This window comes from Agrobacterium sp. NPDC090273 (assembly GCF_044772305.1).
Lineage (GTDB): Bacteria > Pseudomonadota > Alphaproteobacteria > Rhizobiales > Rhizobiaceae > Agrobacterium.
Genome location: NZ_JBIVYN010000004.1, coordinates 80,312 through 104,984 on the forward strand (window position 1 = coordinate 80,312; position 24,673 = coordinate 104,984).

The 24,673-nt window shown below is 57.9% G+C and carries 30 protein-coding genes and 1 riboswitch; of the genes, 14 read left to right on the plus strand and 16 right to left on the minus strand.

Annotated elements, in window-relative coordinates; all coding sequences use genetic code 11:
• Positions 1–48: 48 nt before the first annotated feature.
• The gene (locus ACIQT8_RS12395) at positions 49–957 is read right to left on the minus strand and encodes a dihydrodipicolinate synthase family protein (protein WP_400965572.1); all 909 of its coding nucleotides are present in this window, start codon (positions 955–957) and stop codon (positions 49–51) included.
• 104 nt (positions 958–1,061) lie between these two features.
• A complete protein-coding gene (locus tag ACIQT8_RS12400; protein ID WP_400966346.1) occupies positions 1,062–1,463 on the minus strand; it encodes a DUF930 domain-containing protein in 402 nt (133 codons plus the stop codon).
• A 210-nt stretch (positions 1,464–1,673) separates the two neighbouring features.
• Here ACIQT8_RS12400 and ACIQT8_RS12405 point away from each other — a divergent pair, with 210 nt between their 5' ends.
• The 5 genes from ACIQT8_RS12405 (at position 1,674) to ACIQT8_RS12425 (ending at position 8,103) form a co-directional block, all read left to right on the plus strand.
• Positions 1,674–3,773, plus strand: coding sequence for a S9 family peptidase (locus ACIQT8_RS12405; protein WP_400965575.1), 2,100 nt, complete (start codon positions 1,674–1,676; stop codon positions 3,771–3,773).
• A gap of 578 nt (positions 3,774–4,351) precedes the next feature.
• Complete coding sequence (locus ACIQT8_RS12410; RefSeq protein WP_400965578.1) at positions 4,352–5,362, plus strand: ABC transporter substrate-binding protein; 1,011 nt, start codon at positions 4,352–4,354, stop codon at positions 5,360–5,362.
• Positions 5,363–5,537: 175 nt separating this feature from the next.
• Positions 5,538–6,446, plus strand: a complete 909-nt coding sequence (locus ACIQT8_RS12415; protein WP_400965581.1) for an ABC transporter permease — start codon at positions 5,538–5,540, stop codon at positions 6,444–6,446.
• Positions 6,439–7,554, plus strand: a complete 1,116-nt coding sequence (locus ACIQT8_RS12420; protein ID WP_262524969.1) for a glycine betaine/L-proline ABC transporter ATP-binding protein — start codon at positions 6,439–6,441, stop codon at positions 7,552–7,554. The genes ACIQT8_RS12415 and ACIQT8_RS12420 overlap by 8 nt, the downstream gene beginning before the upstream one ends.
• A gap of 258 nt (positions 7,555–7,812) precedes the next feature.
• Positions 7,813–8,103, plus strand: a complete 291-nt coding sequence (locus tag ACIQT8_RS12425) for a hypothetical protein (protein WP_138794848.1) — start codon at positions 7,813–7,815, stop codon at positions 8,101–8,103.
• 11 nt (positions 8,104–8,114) lie between these two features.
• Here the strand turns inward: ACIQT8_RS12425 and dmeF are convergent, their stop codons facing one another.
• Together dmeF and dmeR are read right to left on the minus strand one after the other, a co-directional pair.
• Positions 8,115–9,113 carry a CDF family Co(II)/Ni(II) efflux transporter DmeF gene (gene dmeF / locus ACIQT8_RS12430; RefSeq protein ID WP_400965585.1) on the minus strand — a complete coding sequence of 333 codons (999 nt, stop codon included), beginning with the start codon at positions 9,111–9,113 and terminating at the stop codon, positions 8,115–8,117.
• 21 nt (positions 9,114–9,134) lie between these two features.
• Positions 9,135–9,407 carry a Ni(II)/Co(II)-sensing transcriptional repressor DmeR gene (gene dmeR / locus ACIQT8_RS12435; protein WP_400965588.1) on the minus strand — a complete coding sequence of 91 codons (273 nt, stop codon included), beginning with the start codon at positions 9,405–9,407 and terminating at the stop codon, positions 9,135–9,137.
• A gap of 150 nt (positions 9,408–9,557) precedes the next feature.
• Here dmeR and ACIQT8_RS12440 point away from each other — a divergent pair, with 150 nt between their 5' ends.
• The 5 genes from ACIQT8_RS12440 (at position 9,558) to ACIQT8_RS12460 (ending at position 12,825) form a co-directional block, all read left to right on the plus strand.
• The gene (locus ACIQT8_RS12440; RefSeq protein ID WP_400965591.1) at positions 9,558–10,046 is read left to right on the plus strand and encodes a hypothetical protein; all 489 of its coding nucleotides are present in this window, start codon (positions 9,558–9,560) and stop codon (positions 10,044–10,046) included.
• A 58-nt stretch (positions 10,047–10,104) separates the two neighbouring features.
• A complete protein-coding gene (locus ACIQT8_RS12445) occupies positions 10,105–10,518 on the plus strand; it encodes a helix-turn-helix domain-containing protein (RefSeq protein WP_262524961.1) in 414 nt (137 codons plus the stop codon).
• 84 nt (positions 10,519–10,602) lie between these two features.
• Positions 10,603–11,550 carry a prolyl aminopeptidase gene (gene pip, locus ACIQT8_RS12450; RefSeq protein WP_400965595.1) on the plus strand — a complete coding sequence of 316 codons (948 nt, stop codon included), beginning with the start codon at positions 10,603–10,605 and terminating at the stop codon, positions 11,548–11,550.
• A gap of 195 nt (positions 11,551–11,745) precedes the next feature.
• Positions 11,746–12,234: a GNAT family N-acetyltransferase gene (locus ACIQT8_RS12455; protein WP_138794842.1), complete on the plus strand. Its 489-nt coding sequence runs from the start codon at positions 11,746–11,748 to the stop codon at positions 12,232–12,234.
• A gap of 21 nt (positions 12,235–12,255) precedes the next feature.
• Positions 12,256–12,825: a type 1 glutamine amidotransferase family protein gene (locus ACIQT8_RS12460; protein WP_400965599.1), complete on the plus strand. Its 570-nt coding sequence runs from the start codon at positions 12,256–12,258 to the stop codon at positions 12,823–12,825.
• A gap of 8 nt (positions 12,826–12,833) precedes the next feature.
• Here the strand turns inward: ACIQT8_RS12460 and ACIQT8_RS12465 are convergent, their stop codons facing one another.
• The 6 genes from ACIQT8_RS12465 to ACIQT8_RS12490 all read right to left on the minus strand — a co-directional run bounded on the left by ACIQT8_RS12465 (position 12,834) and on the right by ACIQT8_RS12490 (position 16,849).
• The gene (locus ACIQT8_RS12465) at positions 12,834–13,151 is read right to left on the minus strand and encodes a hypothetical protein (protein WP_400965602.1); all 318 of its coding nucleotides are present in this window, start codon (positions 13,149–13,151) and stop codon (positions 12,834–12,836) included.
• Positions 13,152–13,155: 4 nt separating this feature from the next.
• Positions 13,156–13,890: a CbtA family protein gene (locus ACIQT8_RS12470; RefSeq protein ID WP_400965605.1), complete on the minus strand. Its 735-nt coding sequence runs from the start codon at positions 13,888–13,890 to the stop codon at positions 13,156–13,158.
• A 126-nt stretch (positions 13,891–14,016) separates the two neighbouring features.
• On the minus strand, positions 14,017–14,202 hold the full coding sequence (locus ACIQT8_RS12475) for a CbtB domain-containing protein (RefSeq protein WP_400965608.1): 186 nt from the start codon (positions 14,200–14,202) through the stop codon (positions 14,017–14,019).
• 156 nt (positions 14,203–14,358) lie between these two features.
• A riboswitch (cobalamin riboswitch) is annotated at positions 14,359–14,603 on the minus strand.
• Positions 14,604–14,637: 34 nt separating this feature from the next.
• Positions 14,638–15,555 (minus strand): c-type cytochrome, encoded by a 918-nt coding sequence (locus tag ACIQT8_RS12480; RefSeq protein ID WP_400965610.1) that lies wholly within the window; start codon positions 15,553–15,555, stop codon positions 14,638–14,640.
• A 113-nt stretch (positions 15,556–15,668) separates the two neighbouring features.
• A complete protein-coding gene (locus tag ACIQT8_RS12485) occupies positions 15,669–16,103 on the minus strand; it encodes a c-type cytochrome (RefSeq protein ID WP_400965613.1) in 435 nt (144 codons plus the stop codon).
• Between the two features lie 116 nt (positions 16,104–16,219).
• Positions 16,220–16,849: a LysE family translocator gene (locus ACIQT8_RS12490; RefSeq protein WP_400965616.1), complete on the minus strand. Its 630-nt coding sequence runs from the start codon at positions 16,847–16,849 to the stop codon at positions 16,220–16,222.
• Between the two features lie 134 nt (positions 16,850–16,983).
• Here ACIQT8_RS12490 and ACIQT8_RS12495 point away from each other — a divergent pair, with 134 nt between their 5' ends.
• Positions 16,984–17,694, plus strand: a complete 711-nt coding sequence (locus ACIQT8_RS12495; protein WP_262524939.1) for a YafY family protein — start codon at positions 16,984–16,986, stop codon at positions 17,692–17,694.
• Here ACIQT8_RS12495 and ACIQT8_RS12500 read toward each other — a convergent pair.
• The gene (locus ACIQT8_RS12500) at positions 17,683–18,528 is read right to left on the minus strand and encodes a metallophosphoesterase (RefSeq protein ID WP_400965618.1); all 846 of its coding nucleotides are present in this window, start codon (positions 18,526–18,528) and stop codon (positions 17,683–17,685) included. The genes ACIQT8_RS12495 and ACIQT8_RS12500 overlap by 12 nt on opposite strands.
• Positions 18,529–18,635: 107 nt before the next feature.
• On the minus strand, positions 18,636–19,238 hold the full coding sequence (locus ACIQT8_RS12505; RefSeq protein ID WP_138794833.1) for a superoxide dismutase: 603 nt from the start codon (positions 19,236–19,238) through the stop codon (positions 18,636–18,638).
• 221 nt (positions 19,239–19,459) lie between these two features.
• Between ACIQT8_RS12505 and ACIQT8_RS12510 the strand changes: the two genes are divergently transcribed.
• Positions 19,460–19,795 (plus strand): hypothetical protein, encoded by a 336-nt coding sequence (locus ACIQT8_RS12510; protein WP_400965621.1) that lies wholly within the window; start codon positions 19,460–19,462, stop codon positions 19,793–19,795.
• 20 nt (positions 19,796–19,815) lie between these two features.
• On the opposite strand, the gene ACIQT8_RS12515 is transcribed toward ACIQT8_RS12510, so the two are convergent.
• A complete protein-coding gene (locus ACIQT8_RS12515) occupies positions 19,816–20,358 on the minus strand; it encodes a GNAT family N-acetyltransferase (protein WP_400965624.1) in 543 nt (180 codons plus the stop codon).
• 96 nt (positions 20,359–20,454) lie between these two features.
• On the opposite strand from ACIQT8_RS12515, the gene ACIQT8_RS12520 reads away from it, so the two are divergent.
• The gene (locus tag ACIQT8_RS12520; RefSeq protein ID WP_400966349.1) at positions 20,455–21,342 is read left to right on the plus strand and encodes a LysR family transcriptional regulator; all 888 of its coding nucleotides are present in this window, start codon (positions 20,455–20,457) and stop codon (positions 21,340–21,342) included.
• 53 nt (positions 21,343–21,395) lie between these two features.
• On the opposite strand, the gene ACIQT8_RS12525 is transcribed toward ACIQT8_RS12520, so the two are convergent.
• Positions 21,396–22,277 (minus strand): branched-chain amino acid aminotransferase, encoded by an 882-nt coding sequence (locus ACIQT8_RS12525; RefSeq protein WP_262524930.1) that lies wholly within the window; start codon positions 22,275–22,277, stop codon positions 21,396–21,398.
• Positions 22,278–22,522: 245 nt separating this feature from the next.
• Here ACIQT8_RS12525 and tam point away from each other — a divergent pair, with 245 nt between their 5' ends.
• A complete protein-coding gene (tam, locus tag ACIQT8_RS12530) occupies positions 22,523–23,293 on the plus strand; it encodes a trans-aconitate 2-methyltransferase (protein WP_400965627.1) in 771 nt (256 codons plus the stop codon).
• Positions 23,294–23,297: 4 nt separating this feature from the next.
• Here the strand turns inward: tam and ACIQT8_RS12535 are convergent, their stop codons facing one another.
• Positions 23,298–23,666: a VOC family protein gene (locus ACIQT8_RS12535; protein ID WP_400965630.1), complete on the minus strand. Its 369-nt coding sequence runs from the start codon at positions 23,664–23,666 to the stop codon at positions 23,298–23,300.
• A 47-nt stretch (positions 23,667–23,713) separates the two neighbouring features.
• Positions 23,714–24,424, minus strand: a complete 711-nt coding sequence (locus ACIQT8_RS12540) for a helix-turn-helix transcriptional regulator (protein ID WP_400965633.1) — start codon at positions 24,422–24,424, stop codon at positions 23,714–23,716.
• Positions 24,425–24,673: the final 249 nt, after the last annotated feature.

Here is a 24,673-nt window from a genome sequence, read left to right on the forward strand (position 1 = left end):
GTATTCCAGAAAGAGGCGGTATCGGCATCGGACCGCAAAGCGCCTGAATTATGGCAAATCTTCCAGGCCAGACAGCACGTTCAACGCCTCTTCAACCCGCTGACGTTCCGCGCTGGTGAGTGGCAGGATCGGACGTGGCGGCTCCATCAAGGTTACCGACATCAGATTTGCGGCCGCATAAACAACCCGGAAGCTGCCAAACTCCTTGAACAGCGTCCACAAGGGCTGGAACGCCGCATCGACCGGCTGCACCTCATCGACGTTGCCAGCTTGCGCAGCACGCATCAGCTTCAGGGCTGGAACGGGCAGCAAACCGGCAACAACGCTGTACCAGGCGTCACCACCCGCAAGAGTAGCCGCAGCACAGCCCCAGTCGCCGCTATAACCGATGGCAAAATCGTCAGGCAGTTTCGGCCGTAACCGCTCAAGTTCTGCGGCGAAATCCTGATCGGCCGGCAACGGCATCTTGATGGCACGAATGTTCGGGATATAGGCAAGACGAACCAGGAGTTCGTCGCTGAATAGGAAACGCGTGGTGCCTGGATTGTTATAGATCGCCAGTGGCAACGCAGTCGCTCCCGCAACCGCTGCAAAGTGATGATAGGCCTCTTCCTGCGTCAGCGGTGTATAGGACACCGGCGCTAGCAAAAGGGCGTCAGCCCCGGCGGCCTCGGCATCCTTCGCCAGCGTCACGGCCTCATCCGTTCGCAACGCGCCAACACCCGCCATCAGCGTACGCTTACCCTTGAGGACGGAGGCCGCAGTCTCCACTGCACGGCGCTTTTCTTCCCGAGACAGATACATGTAACTGCCGGTGCTGCCGAGAATGCCAACGGAATCGACTTCGGCGGCAGCAAGACGTTCCAGCAACGCCGAAAACGCCTCGACGTCAACACGACCGTTTTCGTCGGCCGGCGTGATCGGAAATGCCGAAAGTCCCTTGAACCGTGATGGCATGCTGCTTCCCCTCGCATTCGCTTCCGAACAAGGGGTACAAGTCAAAGACCGCCCCGACAAGCGAAGCGGCCAACAAAAACCGGTAGTCGTGAAAATATCAGCGGTCAGTCATAAAGATACAACTTCTTCCACTGTCCCTCGGGAATCTTGTCACCGACGCGGTAGTCGAAAGACTGGATGCTGAGAGAATCAGACTTGAGCTGGCACTTGTATTTCAGCTTGTACCATTCCCCAGAACTCCTGAACGCGGCACCCGGCGCCTTTATCGAGTTCTTGCCAACCTGCGGATCGCCGAAGGTGTAGGCGATTACCTTGTCCGGCCGCATGCCTTTCTGTTCCGTGGCGATGCGTTCCATCGCCTCGATATCGCAGCGCTGCTCAAGACGCTCCTCCGGCGCAAGTTTGTTCAACTGGCGCATGACGCTGGCGTCGATTGCAAAGGCTGGGGACAAAACAGACAGGGAGGCAAACACGGTAGAGAAGACAAGTGGGAAAAGCGTTCGCATGGGTTCAGTCAGATTCTTTCGTTTCTTCTTTCGACTCACGGCGACCCGAGAGGCCTTGTTTGCCGCATATTGCCAAAATGTGATCGAAAACTGACGAAAATGTGCCCACCACTCCAAAGGCCTGTGGAGATTTGAAACTTGATCGGCCTTGAGGCGCACTCTACATCTTGGCCAACGCAGACTGATTTTTGTTACGAAAGCGAGTTTCCCTTGTCGATTTTCAAGAACCTGCCCGCCGCGCCGATCGCTGAAAAAAAGCCGGTCAGCGACACGCATCACGGCATTACCCGTACTGACGACTATGCCTGGTTCCGGGCTGACAACTGGCAGGCGATGTTCAAGGACCCCAGCCTTCTGGACCCGGCCATCCGCGCCCATCTGGAAGCGGAAAATGCCTATATGGAAGCGGCAATGGGCGATACGAAGCCGCTGCAGGAAAAGCTGTTCGAGGAGATGAAGGGACGCATCAAGCAGGACGATTCCTCCGTCCCGGTCAATGATGGCCCCTATGCCTACGGAACGCTGTTCGTTACCGGCGGCGAGCAGCCGCATTATTTCCGCACCCCGCGCGACGGGGGCGAGAAGCACATTCTGCTTGATGGTGACAAGGAAGCCGAGGGGAAGGACTATTTCCGTCTTGGTGGCCTCGACCAGTCGACCGATCACAATCGCGGCATCTGGAGCTACGACGACAAGGGCTCGGAATATTTCACGCTGCGCATCCGCGATCTGGCAACAGGTCAAGACCTGACCGACGTCATCGAAAACACCGGTGGCGGTGGTGCCTGGGCACCCGATGGCAAGAGCTTTTTCTATACGCTGCAGGACGAAAATCATCGCCCTTCCAAGGTCTTCCACCATATTATCGGCGAACCGCAGTCAGCCGACCGTCTGGTTTACGAAGAGAAAGATCCAGGCTTCTTCATGGGCGTGGGTGCCTCGGTGCTCGATGACTTCATCTTCATCGATATCCACGACCATGAGACAAGCGAATATCGTCTTCTCTCCACGAAAGACCTTCTTGCAGAACCGAAGATCGTGGCGGAGCGCGAAGAGGGCATCGAATATTCGATGGCTGAAGGCGGTGACGTCTTTTTCATTCTGACCAATGATGGCGATGCCAAGGATTTCCGGATCATGGAGGCGCCGATCACTGCCCCCGGCAAGGAAAGCTGGAAGGAAGTCGTTCCGCATGAAGCAGGCCGCCTCATTCTTTCCGTCGATGCCTATGCTCGTCACCTGATCTGGCTGGAACGCCGCGACGGCCTGCCACGCATCATCATCCGCGATCGTCAGAGCGGTGAAGAACATTCCATTGCTTTTGCTGAAGAAGCCTATTCGCTTGGCCTGCACGGCGCGGCGGAATACGATACCGACGTCATCCGTTTCTCCTACTCCTCGATGACGACGCCGTCGCAACTCTTCGACTACAACATGGTGACACGTGAGCGCACGCTTCTGAAAACCCAGGAAGTGCCTTCGGGCCATAACCCGGATGACTATGTGACGCGACGCGTCATGGCCACATCGCATGACGGTGCGCTGGTGCCGGTGTCTCTGCTCTATCGCAAAGACACCCCGCTCGACGGCTCGGCACCTTGCCTGCTCTACGGTTATGGCGCCTATGGCATCACCATTCCCGCCTCCTTCAGCACCAACAATCTGTCGCTGGCAGATCGCGGTTTCGTTTATGCGATCGCGCATATTCGCGGCGGCAAGGAAAAGGGTTTCGAATGGTATGAGACCGGCAAGATGGAGCACAAGCAGAACACCTTCAAGGACTTCATCGCGGCTGCGGATTATCTGGTACAGGAAGGTTTCACCGCCTATGCCGGTATTATTGCCGAGGGTGGTTCGGCAGGCGGCATGCTGATGGGCGCCATCGCCAACATGGCACCGGAGAAATTCGCGGGCATTATCGCCGCAGTGCCCTTCGTGGACGTTCTCACCACAATGCTGGACGACACCCTTCCGCTGACACCGCCGGAGTGGCCCGAATGGGGCAACCCGCTGGAGTCGGAAGAGGAATATCAGTGGATCGCCGCCTATTCGCCGTATGACAATGTCGCTGCGAAGCCCTATCCGCCGATCCTTGCCATTTCCGGTCTGACCGATCCACGCGTCACCTATTGGGAACCGACAAAGTGGGTGGCGAAGCTGCGCGAAAAAACCGTTGGCAGCGCCCCGATCCTGCTCAAGACCAATATGGCAGCGGGCCATGGCGGTAAATCCGGCCGTTTCCAGCGGCTTGAAGAAATAGCCTTCGAATATGCCTTCGCGCTGAAGGTGGCGAACAAGACTGCCATCTGACGAAAAGAGTGGCGGACGGCCGAAACGGGCCGCCGCCACCGCGCTATCGGAGAAAAAATTCCGATGTGCGGCGATTTACGAGACAATTTTTCCAAATAATTTTACTACTTGCCGGACATTAAACACGCTATTCTGGACGGTAGAATTTTTATTCTTTTGTATTTATAGATCAAGAAAATAAAAAGAATAAATCACCAAAATTCAAAGTATAATCGAATCCGAAAAATGTTCCGCCAATCATGTGCATGGCAGCAATGCGGCGTTTCGGGTTGCAATATCACGTTTCAGCCGTATTATTCAGCTCGTCGACATACTTATGCGCATTTTCGCCGCTGGTTTCGCGGCGCTCTCGTCGCTTGCCTTGCGACTATTCTTTCAGCTGGTCTTTTCCAGCTTTTCCAGCGCCATGTCAGTCTGCCCTGGAGCACCGGCATGAACGGTTCTTCGTGGGTTTCGCAATGCATCGCGCTTTTCGAAAATCATCGTGATTTTCGCGCCGATGTTCTGGCAGGCCGGGCTTTGCAGTGCCCCGGTATGCCTGTTGAAAACACTGCATTAGACTTGGGGGTCTTATAACCATGAAGAAACTCCTCGCCTCGACCATTCTCGTAACGGGCTTTTTCGTCGCTGCCGGTGCAGCAAGTTCCGCCAACGCCGCCGAAGAATGCGGCTCAATCTCCATCGCCGAAATGAACTGGGCATCGGCCGGTGTCGCAGCGTATGTCGACAAGTTCATCATGGAAAACGGTTACGACTGCACGGTCAACATCGTCAGTGGCGATACCATGCCGACCTTCGCTTCCATGAATGAAAAGGGTCAACCGGACATGGCGCCGGAACTGTGGGTCAACGCCGTTCGTGATCCGCTCGATGCAGCCATCAAGGAAGGCCGCCTGGTTGAAGCCACCAAAATCCTGACTGACGGCGGCGTTGAAGGATGGTGGATCCCGAAATTCGTTGCAGACGCAAATCCTGAGATCAAGACTGTCGAGGACGCACTGAAGCATCCCGAACTCTTCCCTGCCCCGGAAGATGCGAGCAAGGGCGCCGTCCACAATTGCCCGTCTGGCTGGAATTGCCAGGTGACGACGGCTAACCTCTACAAGGCGCGCGAAGGCGACAAGAAGGGCTTCACGCTCGTCGACACAGGCTCAGCCGCAGGTCTCGATGGCTCCATCGCCAATGCTTTCGAGAAGAAGCAGGGCTGGCTAGGTTACTATTGGGCACCGACTGCCATCCTCGGCAAATACGAGATGGTAAAGCTGGATGACGGCGTGGAACTCGACCGTGCAGCTTTTGATGCCTGCACGGCCAAAGTGGATTGCGCCGATCCGAAGCCGAACGCCTACCCGGTCGCCGATGTGTTTACCGTCGTGACCAAGGACTTTGCCGAAAAGGCCGGCGCCTCTGCCGACTACGTCAAGGCGCGCCAGTGGGACAACACCACCGTCGCCGAAATCCTTGCCTGGATGGATGAAAACCAGGGCACCAACGAAGACGGCGCACAGTACTTCCTCGAAAACCACGAGGAAATCTGGACGAAGTGGGTTTCGCCGGAAGTCGCCGAAAAGATCAAGGCATCGATCTGAGCCTGAACAGACAAACCATGCAGCCGCCGGGAACACCACCCGGCGGAAGCCTTCGTTCGCCCCTATCCCTTCAAACCGCCCGTGGTTTGAGCGGCTATGGGCATGTCCAAGACATGCCGCCCCTCTGGCGGCCGCTACTCCGCTCCCGTGAGCGACAATAAGGAAAACAACAATAATGGCCTTATGTGATTACATGCCGGACATGCTGTGCAAGTTTCCGGCTATTGGCAACAGCACCATGCGCGTGGCGCGCAAAACAATCGATGACGGGTTCCGCGACATCGTTCGCAATTATGGCGACATCATCGATACGGTCGTGCACCCGCTGCAGCTCTTCCTGAACGCATCGGAACGGTTTTTCATCCAGACGCCATGGATCATCATCTTTCTCTGTATTCTCGCCCTTGTGCATCTTGCAGGTCGCAGTTTCCGCATCACCACCGGCACCGCTCTCTCGCTCTGCCTGATAGGCGCGGTTGGTCTGTGGCGTGATGCGATGACGACGCTTTCCATTGTCGCCATCGCCACCCTCATCGCCATGGTCATTGGCCTGCCACTTGGCATCGTCATGGGCCGCTCGGATCGCATGCAGCGCATCATCAATCCGGTGCTCGACGTGATGCAGACGTTGCCGAGTTTCGTTTATCTCATCCCGGTCGTGGTGATCTTCGGCATCGGCAAGGTGCCCGGCCTGATCGCGGTTGTCATCTACGCCATTCCGCCAGTCATTCGACTGACGAGCCTCGGCATCCGGCTGGTGGATCGTGAAGTGCTTGAGGCGGCCGATGCTTTCGGTTCGTCAAACCGCCAGAAGCTGTTCAATGTCCAGCTTCCGTTGGCGCTGCCCACGATCATGACCGGCATCAACCAGACCATCATGATGGCACTTGCCATGGTCGTCGTGGCCTCCATGGTCGGCGTCGGCGGTCTTGGCAAAAACGTGCTGCAAGCCATCAACAATCAGTTCTTCACAATCGGTTTCCTGAACGGTTTCGCGCTGGTGGCCATCGCCATCATGTTCGACCGCGCCAGCCAGGCATTCGGCAAACGTCTCCAGAAACATCGCGAGGTCAGCCATGGCTAAAAGCATCGAAATCAAGAATCTCTACAAGATCTTCGGCAAGCATCCTGAGAAATACCTCGAAGCGGTTCGCGCCGGCATGGACAAGACCGAGCTGAACGACAAGCACAACCACGTGCTCGGTCTGAACAACATCAACATCACGATGCCGGGCGGCAAGATTACCGTTGTGATGGGGCTTTCGGGTTCCGGTAAATCCACTCTGATCCGTCACATCAACCGGTTGATCGACCCGACCGCCGGCGAGGTACTGTATGACGGGGAAGACATCTGCTCGATGAATGCCTCGGCGCTACGCCAGTTTCGCCGCCACAAGACGGCAATGGTGTTCCAGAAGTTCGGCCTGCTACCGCACCGTACCGTGCTGGAAAACAGCGTCTACGGGCTCGATATCCAGGGCGTGCCGCGCAAGACGAGCGAAGAGAAAGGCCGTTACTGGCTGGAGCGGGTCGGCCTGGCCGGATATGAGGATTACTACCCGAACCAGCTTTCCGGCGGCATGCAGCAGCGCGTTGGCCTTGCCCGCGCACTGAGCAATGACGCCGACATTCTGCTGATGGACGAAGCCTATTCGGCGCTTGACCCTCTGATCCGTGTCGACATGCAGACGATGCTGCTTGAACTGCAGCAGGAACTGCAAAAGACGGTGGTCTTCATCACCCACGATCTGGATGAAGCGCTGCGTCTGGGAGATCACATCGCCATTCTGAAAGACGGCGAAGTCGTGCAGCAGGGTGACGGCCAGAGCATCATCCTTTCGCCGGCCGACGGCTATGTCAGCGACTTCGTGCGTGACGTCAATCGTGGCCGTGTGTTGCAGGCGACGACGGTAATGGAGCCGCTGGTGGCCAAGCCGGAAGGCATGCCGGTGCCGGAAACGGCAACGCTGGAAACCATTGCTCGCGATCTTTCCGAAGCCAATGAAACAACCGCGCACGTGGTTGACGAAGATGGCAAGCCGGTCGGCACCATTGGCATCGAAACCCTGGTGGCTGCGATGGTAACGCCTGCAGTGCAGGAACCGGAAGCAGAACCGGATCAGGAACCAGAAGAGCAGGCCGTGGCAGACGACAAAACCCCGGAGAAAGCGCCGGAAAAACAACTGGCCTGATTGGCCCATCCGTGGCGTATTGCGATGCGCCATACGCGACTATTCAAGTGCCGTGCGTTCGAAAGGACGCGCGGCGTTTTTTGAGGGAATCGGTCCGGCTCACGTCTTTTTGCTGTTTTGCAAGCCCCGGAAACGCAAAAACGAAGCAGCACTTCCTCTGCTGTCAAGCCAATACGTCGCTGCAACGCAGCATCTGCAAGCTTCGCACAAGCTGTCCGCGTTAACCATTTGTTAACTTATAAACGCGGAATCACTGCCATGCAGATCGATAGCAGCCTCAGCGGATACAATTATCAAGGACGTGTCCGGGACATAGACAAGGGCGGCAGCCAACAGAATGCCGCCGAAGAACAGGCCGTGAAGCGCGGCCCTGGCAACCCCACCGTTTCCAGTACAGTGCTCTCCACCTCGCTGGCCAATGTGCTGTGGGCCGTGGGCAGTGCCAACGCCCCCACCTATCAGGACAGCCCCACGCCGGCCTCCGCCGAGGACAAGGCGGAAGCACAGGTCCAGTGGGTTCGAAGCGCCTATTCCGAGTACGACGACTAGGTCGATTCTTTTCAGGCCGTTAGCGGACTGACTTCGACCGTTATGTGCGAAAGCTCATCTATCGCCGCAAGCTTCTGTTTGTAGAAGGCAGGCGCCTGTGGTGCCTCGGAACGAATGGCGACGATTGCGGCATGATGCCCCGGCCCGACCTGCCAGACGTGCAGATCGGTAATCCGGTCTTCGGCCGTCTCTACCTTCTCTCGAATTTCCTTCGGCAGATCTTCCGTCACCGGCACGGCATCAACAAGTGTCGCCGCCGTGACGCGGATCAGACCCCACGACCAACGGGCAATCACCAACCCGCCGACGATGCCCATGGCAGGATCGAGAAACGACCAGCCATTCCACTTGCCAAGCAGCAACGCAACGATGGCCAGAACAGAGGTCAGTGCATCGGCCAGCACATGCAGATAGGCGGCGCGCAAGTTGTTATCCTTGCCGCCATGATGCGCGTGTTCACCGTGATGGGCATGATCCCCATGATGGGCGTGACTGCCGTGATGCGCATGACTTCCATGATCGTGGTCATGACCTATGTGATGGTGATGATCGTCCTTCAGCAACCAGGCACTGACAAGGTTGACGATGAGACCGATGATGGCGACGAGGATCGCCTGATTGAAATCGATCTCGACCGGAGAGACAAACCGCAGGGCGCTTTCCCAGGCAATCATCAGCGCAACAACGGCCAGCACGACCGCGCTGGCAAAACCTGCGAGATCACCGAACTTGCCGGTCCCGAAGGTGAAGCGCGGATTTTTGATCTCGCGGCGGGCATACATATAGGCCAGTGCAGAGATCAACATGGCACCGGCATGGGTCGACATGTGCCAGCCGTCTGCGGTCAGCGCCATGGAACCGAACCAGTTGCCCGCGACGATTTCGGCCACCATCATCACCGTCGTCAACGCGATGACCATCCAGACACGCTTTTCGTTGCGCTCGTGATTATCGCCAAGAAAAACGTGCTCGTGTGAAGCTGTTGTCAATGTGTCTGTCGTCATCGTCATGATGCAGCGCCCCGTCTTCAATTACCGGATATAGGTCTTGAGCACCGCAGCCAGCTCTTCCGCCGCCTTTGCCCGCTCGTCTTCATTTTCAGCATGCACGACATGCTCATGCAGGTGCTCCTGCATGATTTCCCCTGTCAGACCGGTCAGGGCACCACGCACGGACGCCAACAGTTGCAGGACGTCACCGCAGGGTTTGCCCGCCTCAAGCGCTCGTTCCACGGCCTCCATCTGCCCTTTGAGGCGGCGGATGCGAGCCAGAAGCTTGTCCTTGTATCTGATCGTGTGGGACATCGTCACCCTCCATATAGCATAGGGGGGTATACTATAAGGATATCGGAATGAGAAGCTGCATTCTCTTGCGCTGCGCCGGTGGGACGCAACCCTCGCGAATGCTTCGGAATCTACCTGTTGGTCATTCGGGTCGCAGGAAGGAGAATCGCAGTGACCACCATCTCGACTTCAGACAGCTACTATCTGACACGATACAGAACTCGTGAGTCGATAGCCGATGCCGGGTTCACCTCTCCCAGCGTGTCGACGGCGCAACCGGCCACCGCCGGCCAGTCCGCATCCGACAGTGGCGACAGCATCGCCAGCATCAGCTCTTCGTCTCTTGCTTCTGCACTTTGGGAACTGGACAGCGCGAATGCGGTCCGCACCACGCTCTCTGGCGAGGCGGCAGACACCTCTTCCGACGACCGCCTGCTGGCCGAACTGCAGGAATGGTCGCAAATGACGCCTGCCGAAATGATCCGCGCAAGAGCTCTTGAGCAGATGGGCATTTCGGAAGACGAACTTGCGGCAATGCCGGCTGACGAACGCAAGGCCATCGAGGACAAGATTGCAGACGTGATCAAGCGCTCGCTCGACCCTGACAATCAAAAAGCCGAGCAGGCCGGTGAAGAACAGCGGACGGTATTGTCGCTGTAATATTGCAATTCTCCAGGAAAAACCTATCTCTCCAGTCACTAGAGCTCTGGAGAGATAGATGTATTCGATCGGTGAACTTTCCAAACGCACCGGCGTCAAGGTGCCGACCATCCGCTATTACGAACAGATGGGACTTATCCGCGAGGCGGATCGCTCCGAGGGCAATCAGCGCCGTTACGAAAAGACCGATCTGGAACGTCTGGCCTTCATCCGCCATGCCCGCGATCTCGGGCTTAATATCGACGCCATTCGCGAACTCATTGCGCTCAGCCAACACCGCGAAATGCCCTGCGAAGGTGCGGACCGTATCGCCGCCGAACATCTCGCAGATGTCCGAGAAAAAATTGCACGGCTGAAAAAGCTCGAACACGAGCTTGAGCGCATCGTCTCGCACTGCGACGGCCATTCGATCGAGGATTGCTATGTGATCCGCGCGCTCTCCGACCACGGCATGTGCCACGGCGAGCACTGATCGATAGATGACCTTGGCTGGTGACACGCAACTGTCACTCACCGCATGTTACTGCGCTCCTCTCCCCTCAAAGAGATACGCTGCATGACCGACATCTTCCCCGCCATCGAACCCTATGAAACGCGGTTCCTCGACGTTTCCGATGGACACCGACTGCACCTGACCCTGTCTGGTACGCCAAAGGGACTTCCAGCTCTCCTGCTGCATGGCGGTCCTGGTTCCGGCATGTCGGCATCAGCGCGGCGATATTTCGATCCGTCGCGTTATCACATCATACAGTTCGACCAACGAGGATGCGGGCTCAGCACCCCGAACGCAGCGAAGAGCCTCGAACATAATACGACTCATCATCTGATCGACGATATGGAGGCCATCAGGGCATCCATCGGCATTGAAAGCTGGATGGTGTTTGGCACGTCGTGGGGGTCGACCTTGGCGCTGGCCTATGCCCAACGCTTCCCCCGACATGTCCGCGTCATGGTGCTGGCTGGCGTCACCACAACGCGAAAAATGGAAATCGAGTGGCTCTACAAAGGCCTATCGATGTTTCTCCCCCGGCAGTGGCAGCGATTTATCGCCGCCATACCGGATGCGGAGATGCAGTGCGATCCGGTTGCAGCATACTACAAACTCCTGACCGATGCCGATGTCGCCATTCGCGAAGCCGCCGCGCTGGAATGGCACCTTTGGGAATCCGGCTCGATAACATCCTCGGCCGGGGCTGCCTTTCCTGCGAAATGGCGCGACAATAGTTACAGGCTGACCCGCGCGCGCCTTTGTGCGCATTATTTCCAACACTCCGCCTGGATTGAGGACGGGGCCTTGATCCGAGAGGCAGAGGTGCTCGCGGGCATCCCTAGCGTGCTTGTTCAGGGCACGCAGGATTTGCAGGGTCCGCCGGTGACCGCCTTTGAAATTGCTGCCGCCTGGCCTGGGAGTGAACTCGTTCTCATTGACGGCGCGGGGCACGCAACGAGTGACACGGGGATGGAAGCTGCCATTCTTTCAGCGACCGCACGATTTGCATTGTAAACGGACTTGACAGATTTCCGATTCGAGAGCATCCATTGCGCATGATCAACGAACGTGCACCCATCTCCTGCTCGTACTTTTGGGCCTACCTGTAAAGGGCGGCTCGACAGATCATATTGTCAACAAGCCGCCGTCAGGCGGCTTTGTTGTTTTCAAGCGTCCTGACGGCAAAAATAGAACCGAAGGACCAGAAAAATGACCGAAGATAGCGCCCTTACACTGCCCAGACCGCCCGTCGTCATCATTCGCGGCGCGCGCAAGACCGATCTTCCCGAACTCAACGAAATGATCACCTTGCTTGCCGCTCATCACGGTGATGCATCTGTGATGACACCCGAAAAGCTGGAACGCGATCTGTTTGGCGCCCTTCCCTGGGTTCACGGTCTTGTTGCTGAAGCGGACGGCGAGCTGATCGGTTACGCACTGCTTCTGCCGCTCTACAGGGCGCAGGAAGGTCGACGCGGCCTTGAACTGCACCACCTCTTCGTGCGTGACGGCCATCGCGGCCATGGAACCGGGCAGCACCTTGTATCGCGGGCTCGCGATATCGCCAAGCGCCTCGGATGCGACTACCTTTCCGTTGGTGCGGCTACCGGCAACGTCGCTGCCCATCGTTTCTATGAAAACATGGATTTCGTGCCGCGCCCCGTCACCGGCATGCGTTACATGCAATCCATCGCCTGATTATCCTCAACGGAGAAGGCCATGACTCGGATCGCTATCGCCTTGGCGCAAGACTTTGCCGACTGGGAGCCCGCACTGCTCACTGCAGCAGCCCGAAGCTATCTGGGCGTGAACATCGTTCATGCGTCGCCAAGCGGACAGCCGGTGGTTTCCATGGGCGGGATGCACGTCGTACCCGACATGCGCTACGACGCGCTTGATCCAGATAATATCGATGCTCTGGTGATCGCCGGTGGTCTCAGTTGGGAAAAAGGCGAGGCCGCGGATATCAGTGCCCTTGTGCACCGGTTTCGAAACAAGGGGCGTGTGATCGGTGGGATCTGCGCCGCCGCAAGCGCACTTGCGGGAACCGGCATCCTCAACGATGTCGCTCATACCGGCAACTCGCTGGCATCGCATCGTGCCTATCAAGCCTATCTGGGTGAAGGTCTTTATCGCGATCAACCGCAAGCCGTCAGCGACGGCGGTATCGTCACGGCGCCGGGCAGCGCACCGGTCAGTTTCGCAACGGAAATTCTCAAAGCCCTTGGCCTCTTTGGTCCGGAGGCCGAAGCGGAATTGAGAATTTTCGCAGCGGAACACACGAAGTAGGACAGAAGCTATCTGCCGCGATCCAGAACGCGGCAGATGCGAGGGTTAACAGCGTCGCCCTCGCCAGCTAACACGCGACGAATATCGCGGCTGTTGAGATGCAGACTGCGATCGAGAGGAAGGTCCAGGCGGGCGATCTTGGCCTTTGCAGCGGCAATGAACGCGACGCTGTGTTGCTGAAAATAATCAAGAACGGCCATCTGATCCGGCTCGCCCTTCAACAGGGCCTTGAAGGCCAGGCGGTGCACGGCGCAGGTCGCGCCGTGACCGGGAACGGCGAAACGCAGCGCGTCGAGTTCGTCGCTCCATTCTGCCGCGTCCCGCATGTTGTCAAACCGACTGGAAACGCTTCAGGAAGAAGGCGCTTAGCGTTCCAATCAATGCCCAGAAGACGAAACTCGTCACCGTCGCGGCAACGATGAACTGACGCTCCAGCGGCAGAGGCGCCAGCGCATGTTCACCTTCCGGCGGAAGCGGCGCACCCACCACATGCGGCGCGACAATCAGCACCAGAGCCAGAACCGCCGCCCAGGGTTCACGTCGGAAAGCGATCAGTGCAATACCGCCGCCAGTCGCGGCAACGGTTGCGATCCACCAGGTTTGACGAGCGGCGAGTGCGGCAGCCGGGCTTCCAGGCAGTTCTGGCGGAAGACCGATCATCGGTGCCAGCATGACGGCAGCAAACCCCGCCACACCCCACAACAGGCCCTCACGCCAACCGCCGTTGGTGCCGCGCAACGACAAGAGACCGGTCAAGACGAGTGCATAACCGATGGCCGTCAGAACATTGGCTGCGACTGTATAGGCCGCACGTTCGAAACCATCAGCCGGAGCCCAGGCGTCTTCGTCATGTTCATGTGTGTGGGCTGGAGCCTGTGCGGTCGTTTGCGCATCGGTTGCCGGCGCCGTGTCATGGCTGTGTGGAGCTTCACCACCAGCGCTTTCGTAGGTTTCCGCCTGCAGGATCAGCGGTGTGGTGCCAACGGCCTGCATGGCCGAAACGGCGACACCGCCAATCAAGCCGACCAGCACCGACGTAAAAACAATATTGCGAAAAGACGACATGCAATTTCCCCCTCAGGAGCATGAACCCGAAAGCGTCAGTGGCTTTCGAACGTCATCATGCCCTGTTTCCTCAAATTCTGGAGCAGCTTCACGTTCAGGGTGCAAAGTCCCCGAAATCATTCAGCTTTAGTGGCAGGGAAACGCATTGGCGTGGCGCGTATCATGCGCTGCGTTGTGAACAGCTTCGACATGCGAGAAGCCGACGAAACCGACGACGAAAAGGCCGAGAACGATCGCTGTCAGCGATTGGGCAATGCTGCTGCTTTTCGCTGTTACAGCGGCATTGGCGGTATTCTGATTGATAATAGACATGGTGAGCCTCTCCCGGCGCATCAGCGCCATTGTGAACGGGCAAGCGTCCAATCCAGGCGCAGGACCGCATCGATACAATTCACCACGGGGAATGCGAGACTGACACAGGCGCAGTCACCTGCCCCTGTAATCCTGCTGCTCCGGACACCCCGCCGGCATAAACATTTCCGTGAGGGCAGGTCTCCTGGCTCGCGGGTCAAAACCTGAAACACCTTCCCGGCCGGGTTATCCCCCGCATGAGCCCAACCTTTCGGTTCCAGCCATGCAGCCGACCAGTGGTATTTCCGTTTCAGGCTCTCCGCTCACAGTTGCGGGGGCAGCCACGAATGGGGATTGCTCCTTATCGTGTTCCCTTTTCACCTTCCGGATTTCCGGAAGGAACCATCACAGTTTTGTTATCCGACGGCGATAGTGGAGAGTCAATGCCTCTCCACCTCAACGCGCCGGAACAGCCTTCAGATAGGCGGCAATCGCGTCCCGGTCGTCCGCCGTCAACCGTGCCATGTTCTGCTGGACCTTGACCATGGAGCCGCCGACGCTGTCGAACTCCGGTGTAAAGCCGGTCTCGAGGTAGCTTGCGATATCCTCGGCTGCCCAACCGCCGATGCTTTCCGATGCTGGCGTAATGTCAGGAATTCTGCCCTCACCTTCCGGATTGGGACCGCCCGCCAGCCATTTGTCCGCAAGGAAGCCGCCAAGCGCATTGCGCGGCGTATGGCATTCGCCACAATGGCCAGGGCCCTCCACCAGATACTGGCCACGCAGCAGTTCGGCATCGGCATTGGCAAGTTCGACACGAGGGGCGCCTTTATCGAAATAAAGGAATTTCCAGCCACCCAAGGTGACACGCATGTTGAACGGGAATGGCAGGTCGTGTCCCGGTGCATCGTTCTGGCTCGCGGGAAGCGCCTTGAGATAACCGAAGAGATCGTTGATGTCCTTGGAGGTCATCCTGGCATAGGATGCATAGGGGAAGGACGGATAAAGATGTTCACCATCCCTGCCGACGCCCCGTGTCATGGCGTCGCCAAACTGCGCCAGCGTCCACCCGCCAATACCGTGCTGCGGATCAGACGAGATGTTCGGCACACGGAAGGTTCCGAAAGGGCTCGGCAGATCCTGACCGCCGGCAAGCGTCAGAAGTGCATCACCTGTTACACCGGGCGCAGCATGACAGCTTGCGCAGCCGCCTGCCCAGAACAGCGTCTCGCCGTTGGCGAGGTCCGGCTCTCCAAGGCTCGCCCAGTGGCTTGGCGCCTGCCGCTCCGGCGCCGTAACGACCATAAAAATACCGAAACCAGCGGCTGCGGCCAATACGGCGCCGCCCGCAAGTTTCGTCCAGATGGAAGGCATACCCCTCTCCCCTCTCAGACCAATCGACATTCACATTTGCACTGAGCGCACCGGATCGATCCGACGCCTCAAGAGAAAGCCACCCGAAGGCGACTTTCCCGATGCGATGAACATCACTTCTTCAGACGGTAGGTCTGATGGCAGGTACCGCAATCGGCGCCGAGTTTCTGCATGGCGGTTGCGACGCCGGCCTGATCCACGGGCAGGCTGGCGAGAATCGCGTCCGCATCTTCACCGAGCTTTGCAGACTTGGCCTTGAAGTCCTCGAAATTTTCCCAGATGGCGGGTGCTGCCGCACTGCCAGCTTCGGAGCCAGCCGGGAACTGGTCCGGGAAAGCCTTGGCGTTGGTGCTGATTGTCGTCACGGCAGTCTTGACCGCCTCGGCGTCAAAAGGCTTCTGCCCCTTGGAAATGGCGGCGAGCGACCCCATCGCGCCGCCAATCTGCTTCATCATGCCTTCGCGCTTTTCGACTTCGCCGGCTGCGTAAACCGCACCGGCGCACAGACAGCCGAACAGCATCGCTGCCGTGATGGTTTTCAGTTTCATGAACTCTCTCCTTGATCCCGACAGGTAACGGGCTTGATACGAACGGGGCGAGGATGCCCGTTCCGTCAGGCAAAAAGAAGTCACATTGAAGTGAAATTTCGCGTGAAAACAGAAGCCTAAGACAACCCTTCCCAGAGTGTCAGCAATGCGACTGCAACCAGCATCACACCCGCAGCGCGACCGATGAAAACAGTGGTAGCAGGCGAGGAAACAAGCCATGCCCTGCTTCTGTCCGCCGTTAATGCCAGCCCGCCATAGACCGCAAACTGGGTTGCCGCGACCATGAGGCCCATCACCGCGCCCTGCATCCAGATCGGCCCATAGGCGGGTTTGAGAAATTGTGGATAGATCGCCATCATGAAGAGATAGGCTTTGGGGTTCGACAGGCAGGTGAGCATGGCGCGCCAGAACGCTTTTCTGGCCGAGACGCTGGCATCCGCTTCGCCACCGTTCACGACGATGGAACTGCGCGCGAGGCTGATTCCGATCCAGACCATATAGGCTGCACCGGCGATCAACAGCGGTTTGAACAGCGATGGTATCCAGACAGCAAGCGCCCCCACACCAACGGCACCATACAGGGAATGCACAATGCCGCCCGCACTCATGCCACTTGCCGCCGACAGGCCGGTTCGCCTGCCGCCCGTCAACGCGCTCGCCAGAACGAACAGCATGTCCATGCCCGGCAGAATGACGATGCCAAAAAGCACCAGAAAGAAAAGCCAGAGATTTTCCGCGTAACTCATGTCAGTATCTCCCGATATCGGATCAATGCGCATCAAGAAAACACCCTGTTTCTCAATGTGTTTTTCCGTTTATAGGGAATGGCAACTGACAACGTTATGTCAGTTGAGTGAGCAAGAGCTTCAGGAAAACGGCGATGCGCAAGGCGTCGAGACTGTTCGAAATCATCCAGATCCTGCGTGTGGCCCGCAAACCGGTAACCGCACAGCAGATCGCCGACACGCTGGAGGTCACCGCACGCTCCGTCTATCGTGACATCGTCGCGCTTCAGACCATGCGCGTGCCGATCGAAGGCGAACGCGGGGTCGGCTACATCCTGCGGCCCGGCTTCAATCTGCCGCCGCTGATGTTTTCGATCGAGGAAACGGAGGCGATTGTTCTGGCCCTCGCGCTGATTGGCAGAACGGCGGACACCGAGTTGCGACAGGCGGCCAAAAGGGTCAGCGACAAGATCGCCGCCTCCGTGCCCGAGCCATTATCGCGGACGCTGACGGCCAACGCTCTGCATGCCTGGGGCAGCGTGGCGCCAACCCCGAGCGGTATCGACCTTGCTATTGTCCGGCGGGCAGTGCGGGACGAAGAAAAACTGGATATCGCCTATCGCGATGAGAGCAGCACACAGACGCATCGACGTATCAGGCCCATCGCCGTCATTTATTACTCCGAGACGACCAACATCGTCGCATGGTGCGAACTGAGACAGGCGATCCGCAATTTCAGGTCCGACCGCGTGGTCACATGCGGCCAGACAGGCACCTTCTTTCGAAACGAAGGCGAAGCGCTGCGTCAGCTCTGGATCAGCGGCTGGGACATCAATCAGCCGAAAAACGCCACGTCAAAACCCTAGCGACCGGCTTTCTTCACGCCCGAAGCCGGTGATCTCGATGCGATCGGCATAGACCTCGGCAATGGCAAAGGCGTTCTCATCGGGCGTGTCCACCATGCCTTTGAAATTGACGAAATGCTTGCCGTTCAGGAGACCGTAATTGCCCTCGTGATTATGACCGCAGAACCAGGCGCCGACACAGACATGGCGCGTAAGAAGGTCGATGATGCGAGGCGCATCCCACATGTTATGGGCATTTTCGGGAAACAGCGGGTAGTGGCAGAAGATCACCACGCGTTCGCCCGCCAGATCGGCCTTTTCGACCACACCTTCCAGCCATTCGAACTGAGCGTTGCTCAACGATGCGTTCCAGTCCTGCGCATTGATCGCACCAACTTCGCGCAAGGCGTCCAGCCGTTCTCTTGCAACCCTGCGACGCGGATCATCGAGCGGTGGTGCAAACAGGCTGACGTCGTTGCCATCCAGTACGACGAAACGCACCTTACCGATGGCAAAATCGTACCATGGCGACGGCATCCCGAGCCGCGAATGGATTTTTGGCAGATGCTCGACCGAAACGGCGAAATCGTGATTGCCTGGCAGCAGGATCGAACGATGGCGCAAGCCTTCGTAAACCGCCAGCATCGTGTCGTAATTTTCGAAACCACGATCGATGATGTCGCCGAGCGTCACGACGAACGCAAGGTCCCGGCCGTTAAAGACCTCAATAGCCTGCGCCAGTTTTCGCGGACTTTCGGCATAATACCTGCCCATTTCGGGACGCGGATCAATGTCGGCATATTGGGGGTCGGCAACAATGCCGAAGGAGAACAGCGGGGGCGTGATATCAGTCATGATGGGCCGCGATAAACGGGCCCCATGACAGGCTTGTGACAGGCACAGCACAAAAACAAAACACCCGGCACGAAGGCCGGGTGTTCGAAGAAAGTAGGGTGCGAAGCTTACTTGGTAGCGGCTTCGTAACGCTCGAGAACGTAGTCCCAGTTGATGAGGCTATCGACGAACGCTTCCAGGTACTTCGGACGCAGGTTGCGATAGTCGATGTAGTAGGAGTGTTCCCAGACATCGACGCCGAGGATCGGCTCTGCACCGTGAACCAGCGGGTTTTCGCCGTTCGCGGTCTTGGAGATTTCGAGCTTGCCGTTCTTGACGGAGAGCCATGCCCAGCCGGAGCCGAACTGCGTGGTGCCAGCGGCAATGAAATCAGCCTTGAACTTGTCGTAGCCGCCGAGGTCCGATGCAATGGCGCTTTCCAGCTTGCCAGGCAGCTTGTTGCCGCCGCCGTTCTTCTTCATCCACTTCCAGAAATGAACGTGGTTGTAATGCTGGGCAGCGTTGTTGAAGAGACCTGCATTGGTACCAAAGGACTTCTTCACGACCTCTTCCAGCGACAGGTCAGCCAGACCGGCTTCCGCCGCCAGCTTGTTGCCGTTGTCGACATATGCCTTGTGGTGCTTGTCGTGGTGAAACTCAAGCGTCTCGCGCGACATGTAAGGGGCAAGCGCATCGTAGTCGTAAGGGAGTTCGGGAAGTTCAAAAGCCATGGTTTTTACTCCTTTTTGCAGCGGACAACCGCTCCTAGAAACCGTGTGAGCGGACCATAGGAGCGAAGATCTGTTTGGGCAACCTGCGAATTATCAAAATGTTCCAACAAAAGAGAAAATTCCTCTCAACACCCTTTCGACCACAATTGTTTCACAAGCCAAGCGTACCGTTTTTCGCTCATCCGTTCGCCCGTCCAGCATCGCAATAGAAAAGGAATCCCATGATGAAAACCAGCGCCGTCGCCGCCACCCTGTTTTTGCTTGCCGCAGGCGTTGCATCCGCGTCATCGGACGAGGCATGGAAAGAGTTCGTCGGGGACGTACAGGCGAAGTGCCTTGCCGCAAGCGAGGGAATGATCGAGGACGCCAAAGCCGTTGTCGATCCGATCGGCAGCGAGAATTTCGGCCTTGCGATTCTGACCGGCAAGGCCAAGGGTGCGGATGCCACGATCAGTCACATCTGCGTCTATGATAAGAAGACGAAGTTAGCAGAACTGGGCAGCGAGCTTGCCGGTGACACGCTGAAGGTCGAAATTCCCGGTTCGACCAAACCCTGACGATCAAATTTTACGGCGCCTCAAAAACGGGGCGTCGTATCGCTCTCTCCCAGCGGGCGCTGCATCAGCACGGTATCCAGCCACTGCCCATGTTTCCAGCCGATGGAGCGGAATGTGCCGACGTGCTCGAATCCGGCTGCGCGGTGAACACCAATGGAAGCAGTATTGGCCGAGTCGCCGATAATGGCGATCATCTGCCGATACCCGCGTGCTGTTGCTTCCTCGATCAGAGCGTCCATCAGTCTGCGCCCGATCCCCAGCCCCTTCATGGCTGGATCAACATAGACTGAATCTTCAACCGTTGCGCCATAGGCCGGGCGAGCCCGGTAGGCGCCGGCATAGGCATATCCCGCCACCTGCCCTGCCATTTTTGCGACGATGTACGGAAAGCCACCCGACACCAGTGCGGCGCGACGCGCCAGCATATCGTCCACGGTCGGCGGATCAATTTCAAAGCTGGCTCGACCATTCAGGACAGCATCGCGGTAAATCATCGTGATAGCGGGAATATCCGCCTCCTCACAGGGGCGGATGGTGAGGCTTTGCGCTTTCGGAAGTGTCATTCAATAAGTCCTGCAATCATTCACGAAACCATTGTGCATCGCGGCTGAAACAAATTAAAGATTATAGAACTTATACAAACGATAAGGTTTTCTTTTATCATGGACGTCGATCTGCGGCAGGTTCGCAGTTTTATGGATGTGGCCGAGCTCGGCAGCTTCTCGGCAGCAGCCGATAAGGCTGGACTGACGCAGCCCGCCATCAGTCTGCATATTCGTCTGCTCGAAAAACAGCTCGGTGTGCGTCTGATCGAACGCGTCGGACGCCGGGCACAGCCGACAGCGGCGGGTCTCGATTTTCTCGTTCATGCCAGGCGGATTGCCGAGGAGGTCGCCCATGCGCTAGACACCGTCGCACCGCACCGCGACGGTGCAAGCGGGCGACTTCGTATCGGCACCGGAGCAACCGCTTGCATCTATCTCCTGCCGCCTGTTCTCGGTAAAATACGAAAGGCCATGCCCGGCCTCGATATCGAGGTTCAGACAGGAAACACTGCCGATATTCTGCGGCATCTGGAAGCCAACACCATTGATGCGGCAGTGGTCGCGCTACCTGCCAGCGGTCGAAGCCTTGATATTCGCGAGATCTATCTGGATGAGATGGTCGCGGCGTTCCCACTCGACAGCTTCCCGGCCGATCAGGCAATGGACGCGTCCTTCCTTTCCGCACAACCGCTCCTACTTTATGAGGGCGGCAATACCCGCAAGCTTACGGATCAATGGTTTTCAGCAAGTGAGCGTGCCGTGCAGCCTGCCATGCAGCTTGGCAGCGTCGAGGCCATCAAGAAATTGACCGAAGCCGGCCTCGGCATCGCCATCGTGCCGCGCATGGCGGTCGAACAGAAGGACGAGTTTTCGGGGCTGGCATGGCGCTCCCTGGCGCCGCCCGTCGAGCGCCGCATCGCACTAGCACTTCGCCGCGATAAACACATGACGGCGCCGCTGCGGGCCCTTGCCGCTGCACTACCGGCTTTGGCGAAAAAATAAAGCCCGCGCTTGTTGGCACGGGCTTTATTCGGTGTTCGAATTTCGAATCCGGCTTATACGTCGCTGCCGAGACGTGCCCAGTCCATGTAAAGGTCGAGCGCCTTGCGCGCGACCGGTCCGGCCTGCAATTCACGATCATCGAGCTTGGTGACCGGCGAAACCTTGGAATAGTTGCCGGAGCAGAAGATTTCATCGGCTGCGCGGAAATCATCAACCGACAAAGTGGTTTCGCGGACGTCGAAACCTGCCTGGCGCAGAAGACCGATAACGCGCGAACGGGTAATGCCTGCGAGGAAGGTGCGGTTCGGGACCGGCGTCATAACAACGCCGTCCTTGACCATGAAGATGTTCGAGGCCGCCGTCTCGGCAACATTGCCATTCATATCGCGCATCAGCGCATTGTCGAAACCACGCGAACGGGCCTCAAGGATGGCACGACCGCTGTTGGGATAAAGGCTGCCAGCCTTGGCATCCGTCATCGCGGTTTCCGGAGACGGACGACGCAGCGGCGAAACCGTCAGTGTCAGGGGCTTGCCGGCATCCATCGGGGCTTCGAAAAGGCAAAGCGCAAAACGCGTGGAACCCGCGTCAGGCGCAACCACGCTGCCGGGTGTGCCATGTTCGGCCCAGTACATCGGCTTGATGTAAATAGCGGTCTTGCCATCGAATTTCTTCACGCCTTCCAGCGCCAGAGATTCGATCTCTTCCGCCGTCATCGTCGGCGTCATGCCCATGTTGGTCGCGGAGCGATTGACGCGCTGGCAATGCAGGTCGAGATCCGGAGCAACGCCGTCAAACCAGCGTGCGCCGTCAAACACCGTCGAGGCCAGCCACATGGCATGCGAGGTCGGGCCGATAAGGGGCGGGTTGCCCGGCAGCCATTGACCGTCAACATAGGTCCAGGTGGTTGATCGGGGTGCGGTATCGACGCTCATAACGGTCTCCTGTCTTGAAAGTGGCCGGAGTGAATGCCTCTCGCCCCTCAAGGTCAAGTTTTTATTTCCACGATGTATGATTTTGATGGAAAATTACTCCAGCAAGCCTTGGCGATGATATTTTCCAAGCTGGAACAATCGGTTGATGAATATATCCATCACAAGAATTCATGAATTAGCCGGTGGTGACGAGGCATGGCGCATGCGATGTTTCAGCCCCATTCGGCTTTCAGCAGGAGGACATCATGGTCTGGTCGGCGCAACAATATCTGAAATTCGAGGATGAGAGGACCCGTGCAGCACGCGATCTCCTGGCGCAAGTGCCGCTCGAACGCGTCATGAACGGCTACGACCTTGGCTGCGGTCCCGGCAACTCTACGGAACTTTTGACCGATCGTTTCGGCGTCAATGTCATCACGGGCGTCGACAGTGATGACGACATGCTGGCCAAGGCTGCTGACAGGTTGCCCAACACGCAATTCGGCAAAGCTGACCTTGCGCAGTGGAAACCGCCGCAACCGGCTGATCTTCTCTATGCCAACGCGGTTTTTCAATGGGTGCCCGACCATCTGTCCGTTCTGGAGAGGTTGATGGACAGTCTTTCACCCGGCGGCGTGCTTGCCGTGCAGATGCCGGACAATCTGACCGAACCGACGCATGTGATGATGGAGGAAACAGGTGCGGCCGGCCCGTGGAGCGAGGCATTTGCTGGGGGCCGTCTGCGCCGTAAGCCGCTACCGTCGCCATCAGCCTATTTCGACCGGCTGATCCCGAAATCCGTGCGGGTCGATGTATGGCACACGATCTATAATCATCCGATGGCTGATGCGAATGCCATTGTCGAATGGGTGAAGGGCACCGGGCTTCGTCCCTACCTTGCCGCAGCGGGAGACGAACACCAGGCGGCTTTCCTGAAAGACTACACCGCCCGGATCGCTGCGGCCTATCCGCCCATGGCGGACGGCCGATTGCTGCTACGGTTCCCACGCATTTTTGTGGTTGCCGTAAAGAAGTAGGCCGTCAGCCCGAAAACGCATAGACGCGCAAACGATGACCATCGGGATCGGCAGCGGTAAAAGTCCTGCCGAACTCCATCACCGTCGGCTCCTGCAGAATAGCCAGTCCCTTGGCCTTCCAGGCAGCGTGGGTTTCCGCCACGTCTGCGTCATTGGCAACCCTGAACGCCAGTTCGCCACCACCGCCAGCAGCCGCGGCCTTCGGCTCCACCGCATGGCGGGACCAGAGGCCAAGCTTCATGCCGTTGTTGAGAATGAACAGGGAAAAGGTCGGCGAGGCTTCGACCGGTTCAACACCTAGCAAACCCTTGTAAAAACTGCTGCTTGCAGGCGGATTGTCGACATAGAGAATGGTGAAATCGGGGTGGGTCATGGCTATCTCCTTTGTTGTGGATGAGCCCTTTTTAGACCCCCATGCTGTCAGTTTTTGTCAGCATGCTGTTGGCGCCGTTGTTCTTTTTCGCGTTCACGCCATTGCTTCAGCAAGGTCTGGCGACGACGCGGATAACGCTCTCCCATCGTGCCGAAGCCCTCAATGCGATCTGTGCGAAAACTGCGGAAATCCTGACGCGTCTCACACCACGCCAACACCACCCTCACCAGATCGAAAAAAGCCAGGGCGAAAGGCCAGACCACACGCTTCGTCAGATCTCCCTTTTCGTCGCGGTAGGTCAAAACCACCTTCGTCTCGACGCGGATGGCGTTTCGCACGTCGGCCAGATCGATGCGCGACGCGACCAGTGTTTGACCGGGGCCGACAAGCAAAGCGGAATTGTCCAGTTCCTCGCGCAACGTGTCGGGAAGTACGGCCGCAATCTTGACGAGGGCGGCACGCGCAGCATCCGCCAGCCTGTCGTCTGCCCGGCCCGCCACCCATCTGGAGCCAAGGACCAGCGCCTCGATCTCCTGTTGCGAAAACATCAGCGGTGGCAGCATGAAACCGGGACGCAGCACATAACCGACACCCGCCTCTCCCTCGATATCCGCCCCTTGGGCCTGCAATGTCGCGATATCCCGGTAGAGCGTGCGCAGGCTGACGCCGGTTTGAGCGGCGAGTGTCGCACCACTGACTGGCATACGGTGGGAACGCAGGACCTGCAGCAGATCAAGAAGGCGTTGTGAACGCGACACGCGACTTTCCTCCCTGCCCGCCCTCGACCATGTGGCGTTTTGACCTTGTGGTTGTTACCCCTTCACCACTGTTCGTCGCAAGCCCAACACACACTTCAGCTCAACAAGGTCGAAAGGGGATTTTCCCGGCAAGGACATTGCGGCAATATGTCCCGTGCCGGCGCGCGAATGAGGACTGGCAAATGTCATTTTTCAGGCGCGAATAGGCGCCAGCCAGATTCCTTGGCCACAGCCCCTTTTTCCATTCGA

Coding starts and splice junctions, on each gene's coding strand:
- ACIQT8_RS12395 (WP_400965572.1), bottom strand. CDS start 957: ATGCCATCACGGTTCAAGGGACTTTCGGCATTTCCGATCACGCCGGCC.
- ACIQT8_RS12400 (WP_400966346.1), bottom strand. CDS start 1,463: ATGCGAACGCTTTTCCCACTTGTCTTCTCTACCGTGTTTGCCTCCCTG.
- ACIQT8_RS12410 (WP_400965578.1), top strand. CDS start 4,352: ATGAAGAAACTCCTCGCCTCGACCATTCTCGTAACGGGCTTTTTCGTC.
- ACIQT8_RS12415 (WP_400965581.1), top strand. CDS start 5,538: ATGGCCTTATGTGATTACATGCCGGACATGCTGTGCAAGTTTCCGGCT.
- ACIQT8_RS12420 (WP_262524969.1), top strand. CDS start 6,439: ATGGCTAAAAGCATCGAAATCAAGAATCTCTACAAGATCTTCGGCAAG.
- ACIQT8_RS12425 (WP_138794848.1), top strand. CDS start 7,813: ATGCAGATCGATAGCAGCCTCAGCGGATACAATTATCAAGGACGTGTC.
- dmeF (WP_400965585.1), bottom strand. CDS start 9,113: ATGACGATGACGACAGACACATTGACAACAGCTTCACACGAGCACGTT.
- dmeR (WP_400965588.1), bottom strand. CDS start 9,407: ATGTCCCACACGATCAGATACAAGGACAAGCTTCTGGCTCGCATCCGC.
- ACIQT8_RS12445 (WP_262524961.1), top strand. CDS start 10,105: ATGTATTCGATCGGTGAACTTTCCAAACGCACCGGCGTCAAGGTGCCG.
- pip (WP_400965595.1), top strand. CDS start 10,603: ATGACCGACATCTTCCCCGCCATCGAACCCTATGAAACGCGGTTCCTC.
- ACIQT8_RS12455 (WP_138794842.1), top strand. CDS start 11,746: ATGACCGAAGATAGCGCCCTTACACTGCCCAGACCGCCCGTCGTCATC.
- ACIQT8_RS12460 (WP_400965599.1), top strand. CDS start 12,256: ATGACTCGGATCGCTATCGCCTTGGCGCAAGACTTTGCCGACTGGGAG.
- ACIQT8_RS12465 (WP_400965602.1), bottom strand. CDS start 13,151: ATGCGGGACGCGGCAGAATGGAGCGACGAACTCGACGCGCTGCGTTTC.
- ACIQT8_RS12470 (WP_400965605.1), bottom strand. CDS start 13,890: ATGTCGTCTTTTCGCAATATTGTTTTTACGTCGGTGCTGGTCGGCTTG.
- ACIQT8_RS12475 (WP_400965608.1), bottom strand. CDS start 14,202: ATGTCTATTATCAATCAGAATACCGCCAATGCCGCTGTAACAGCGAAA.
- ACIQT8_RS12480 (WP_400965610.1), bottom strand. CDS start 15,555: ATGCCTTCCATCTGGACGAAACTTGCGGGCGGCGCCGTATTGGCCGCA.
- ACIQT8_RS12485 (WP_400965613.1), bottom strand. CDS start 16,103: ATGAAACTGAAAACCATCACGGCAGCGATGCTGTTCGGCTGTCTGTGC.
- ACIQT8_RS12490 (WP_400965616.1), bottom strand. CDS start 16,849: ATGAGTTACGCGGAAAATCTCTGGCTTTTCTTTCTGGTGCTTTTTGGC.
- ACIQT8_RS12495 (WP_262524939.1), top strand. CDS start 16,984: ATGCGCAAGGCGTCGAGACTGTTCGAAATCATCCAGATCCTGCGTGTG.
- ACIQT8_RS12500 (WP_400965618.1), bottom strand. CDS start 18,528: ATGACTGATATCACGCCCCCGCTGTTCTCCTTCGGCATTGTTGCCGAC.
- ACIQT8_RS12505 (WP_138794833.1), bottom strand. CDS start 19,238: ATGGCTTTTGAACTTCCCGAACTCCCTTACGACTACGATGCGCTTGCC.
- ACIQT8_RS12510 (WP_400965621.1), top strand. CDS start 19,460: ATGATGAAAACCAGCGCCGTCGCCGCCACCCTGTTTTTGCTTGCCGCA.
- ACIQT8_RS12515 (WP_400965624.1), bottom strand. CDS start 20,358: ATGACACTTCCGAAAGCGCAAAGCCTCACCATCCGCCCCTGTGAGGAG.
- ACIQT8_RS12525 (WP_262524930.1), bottom strand. CDS start 22,277: ATGAGCGTCGATACCGCACCCCGATCAACCACCTGGACCTATGTTGAC.
- tam (WP_400965627.1), top strand. CDS start 22,523: ATGGTCTGGTCGGCGCAACAATATCTGAAATTCGAGGATGAGAGGACC.
- ACIQT8_RS12535 (WP_400965630.1), bottom strand. CDS start 23,666: ATGACCCACCCCGATTTCACCATTCTCTATGTCGACAATCCGCCTGCA.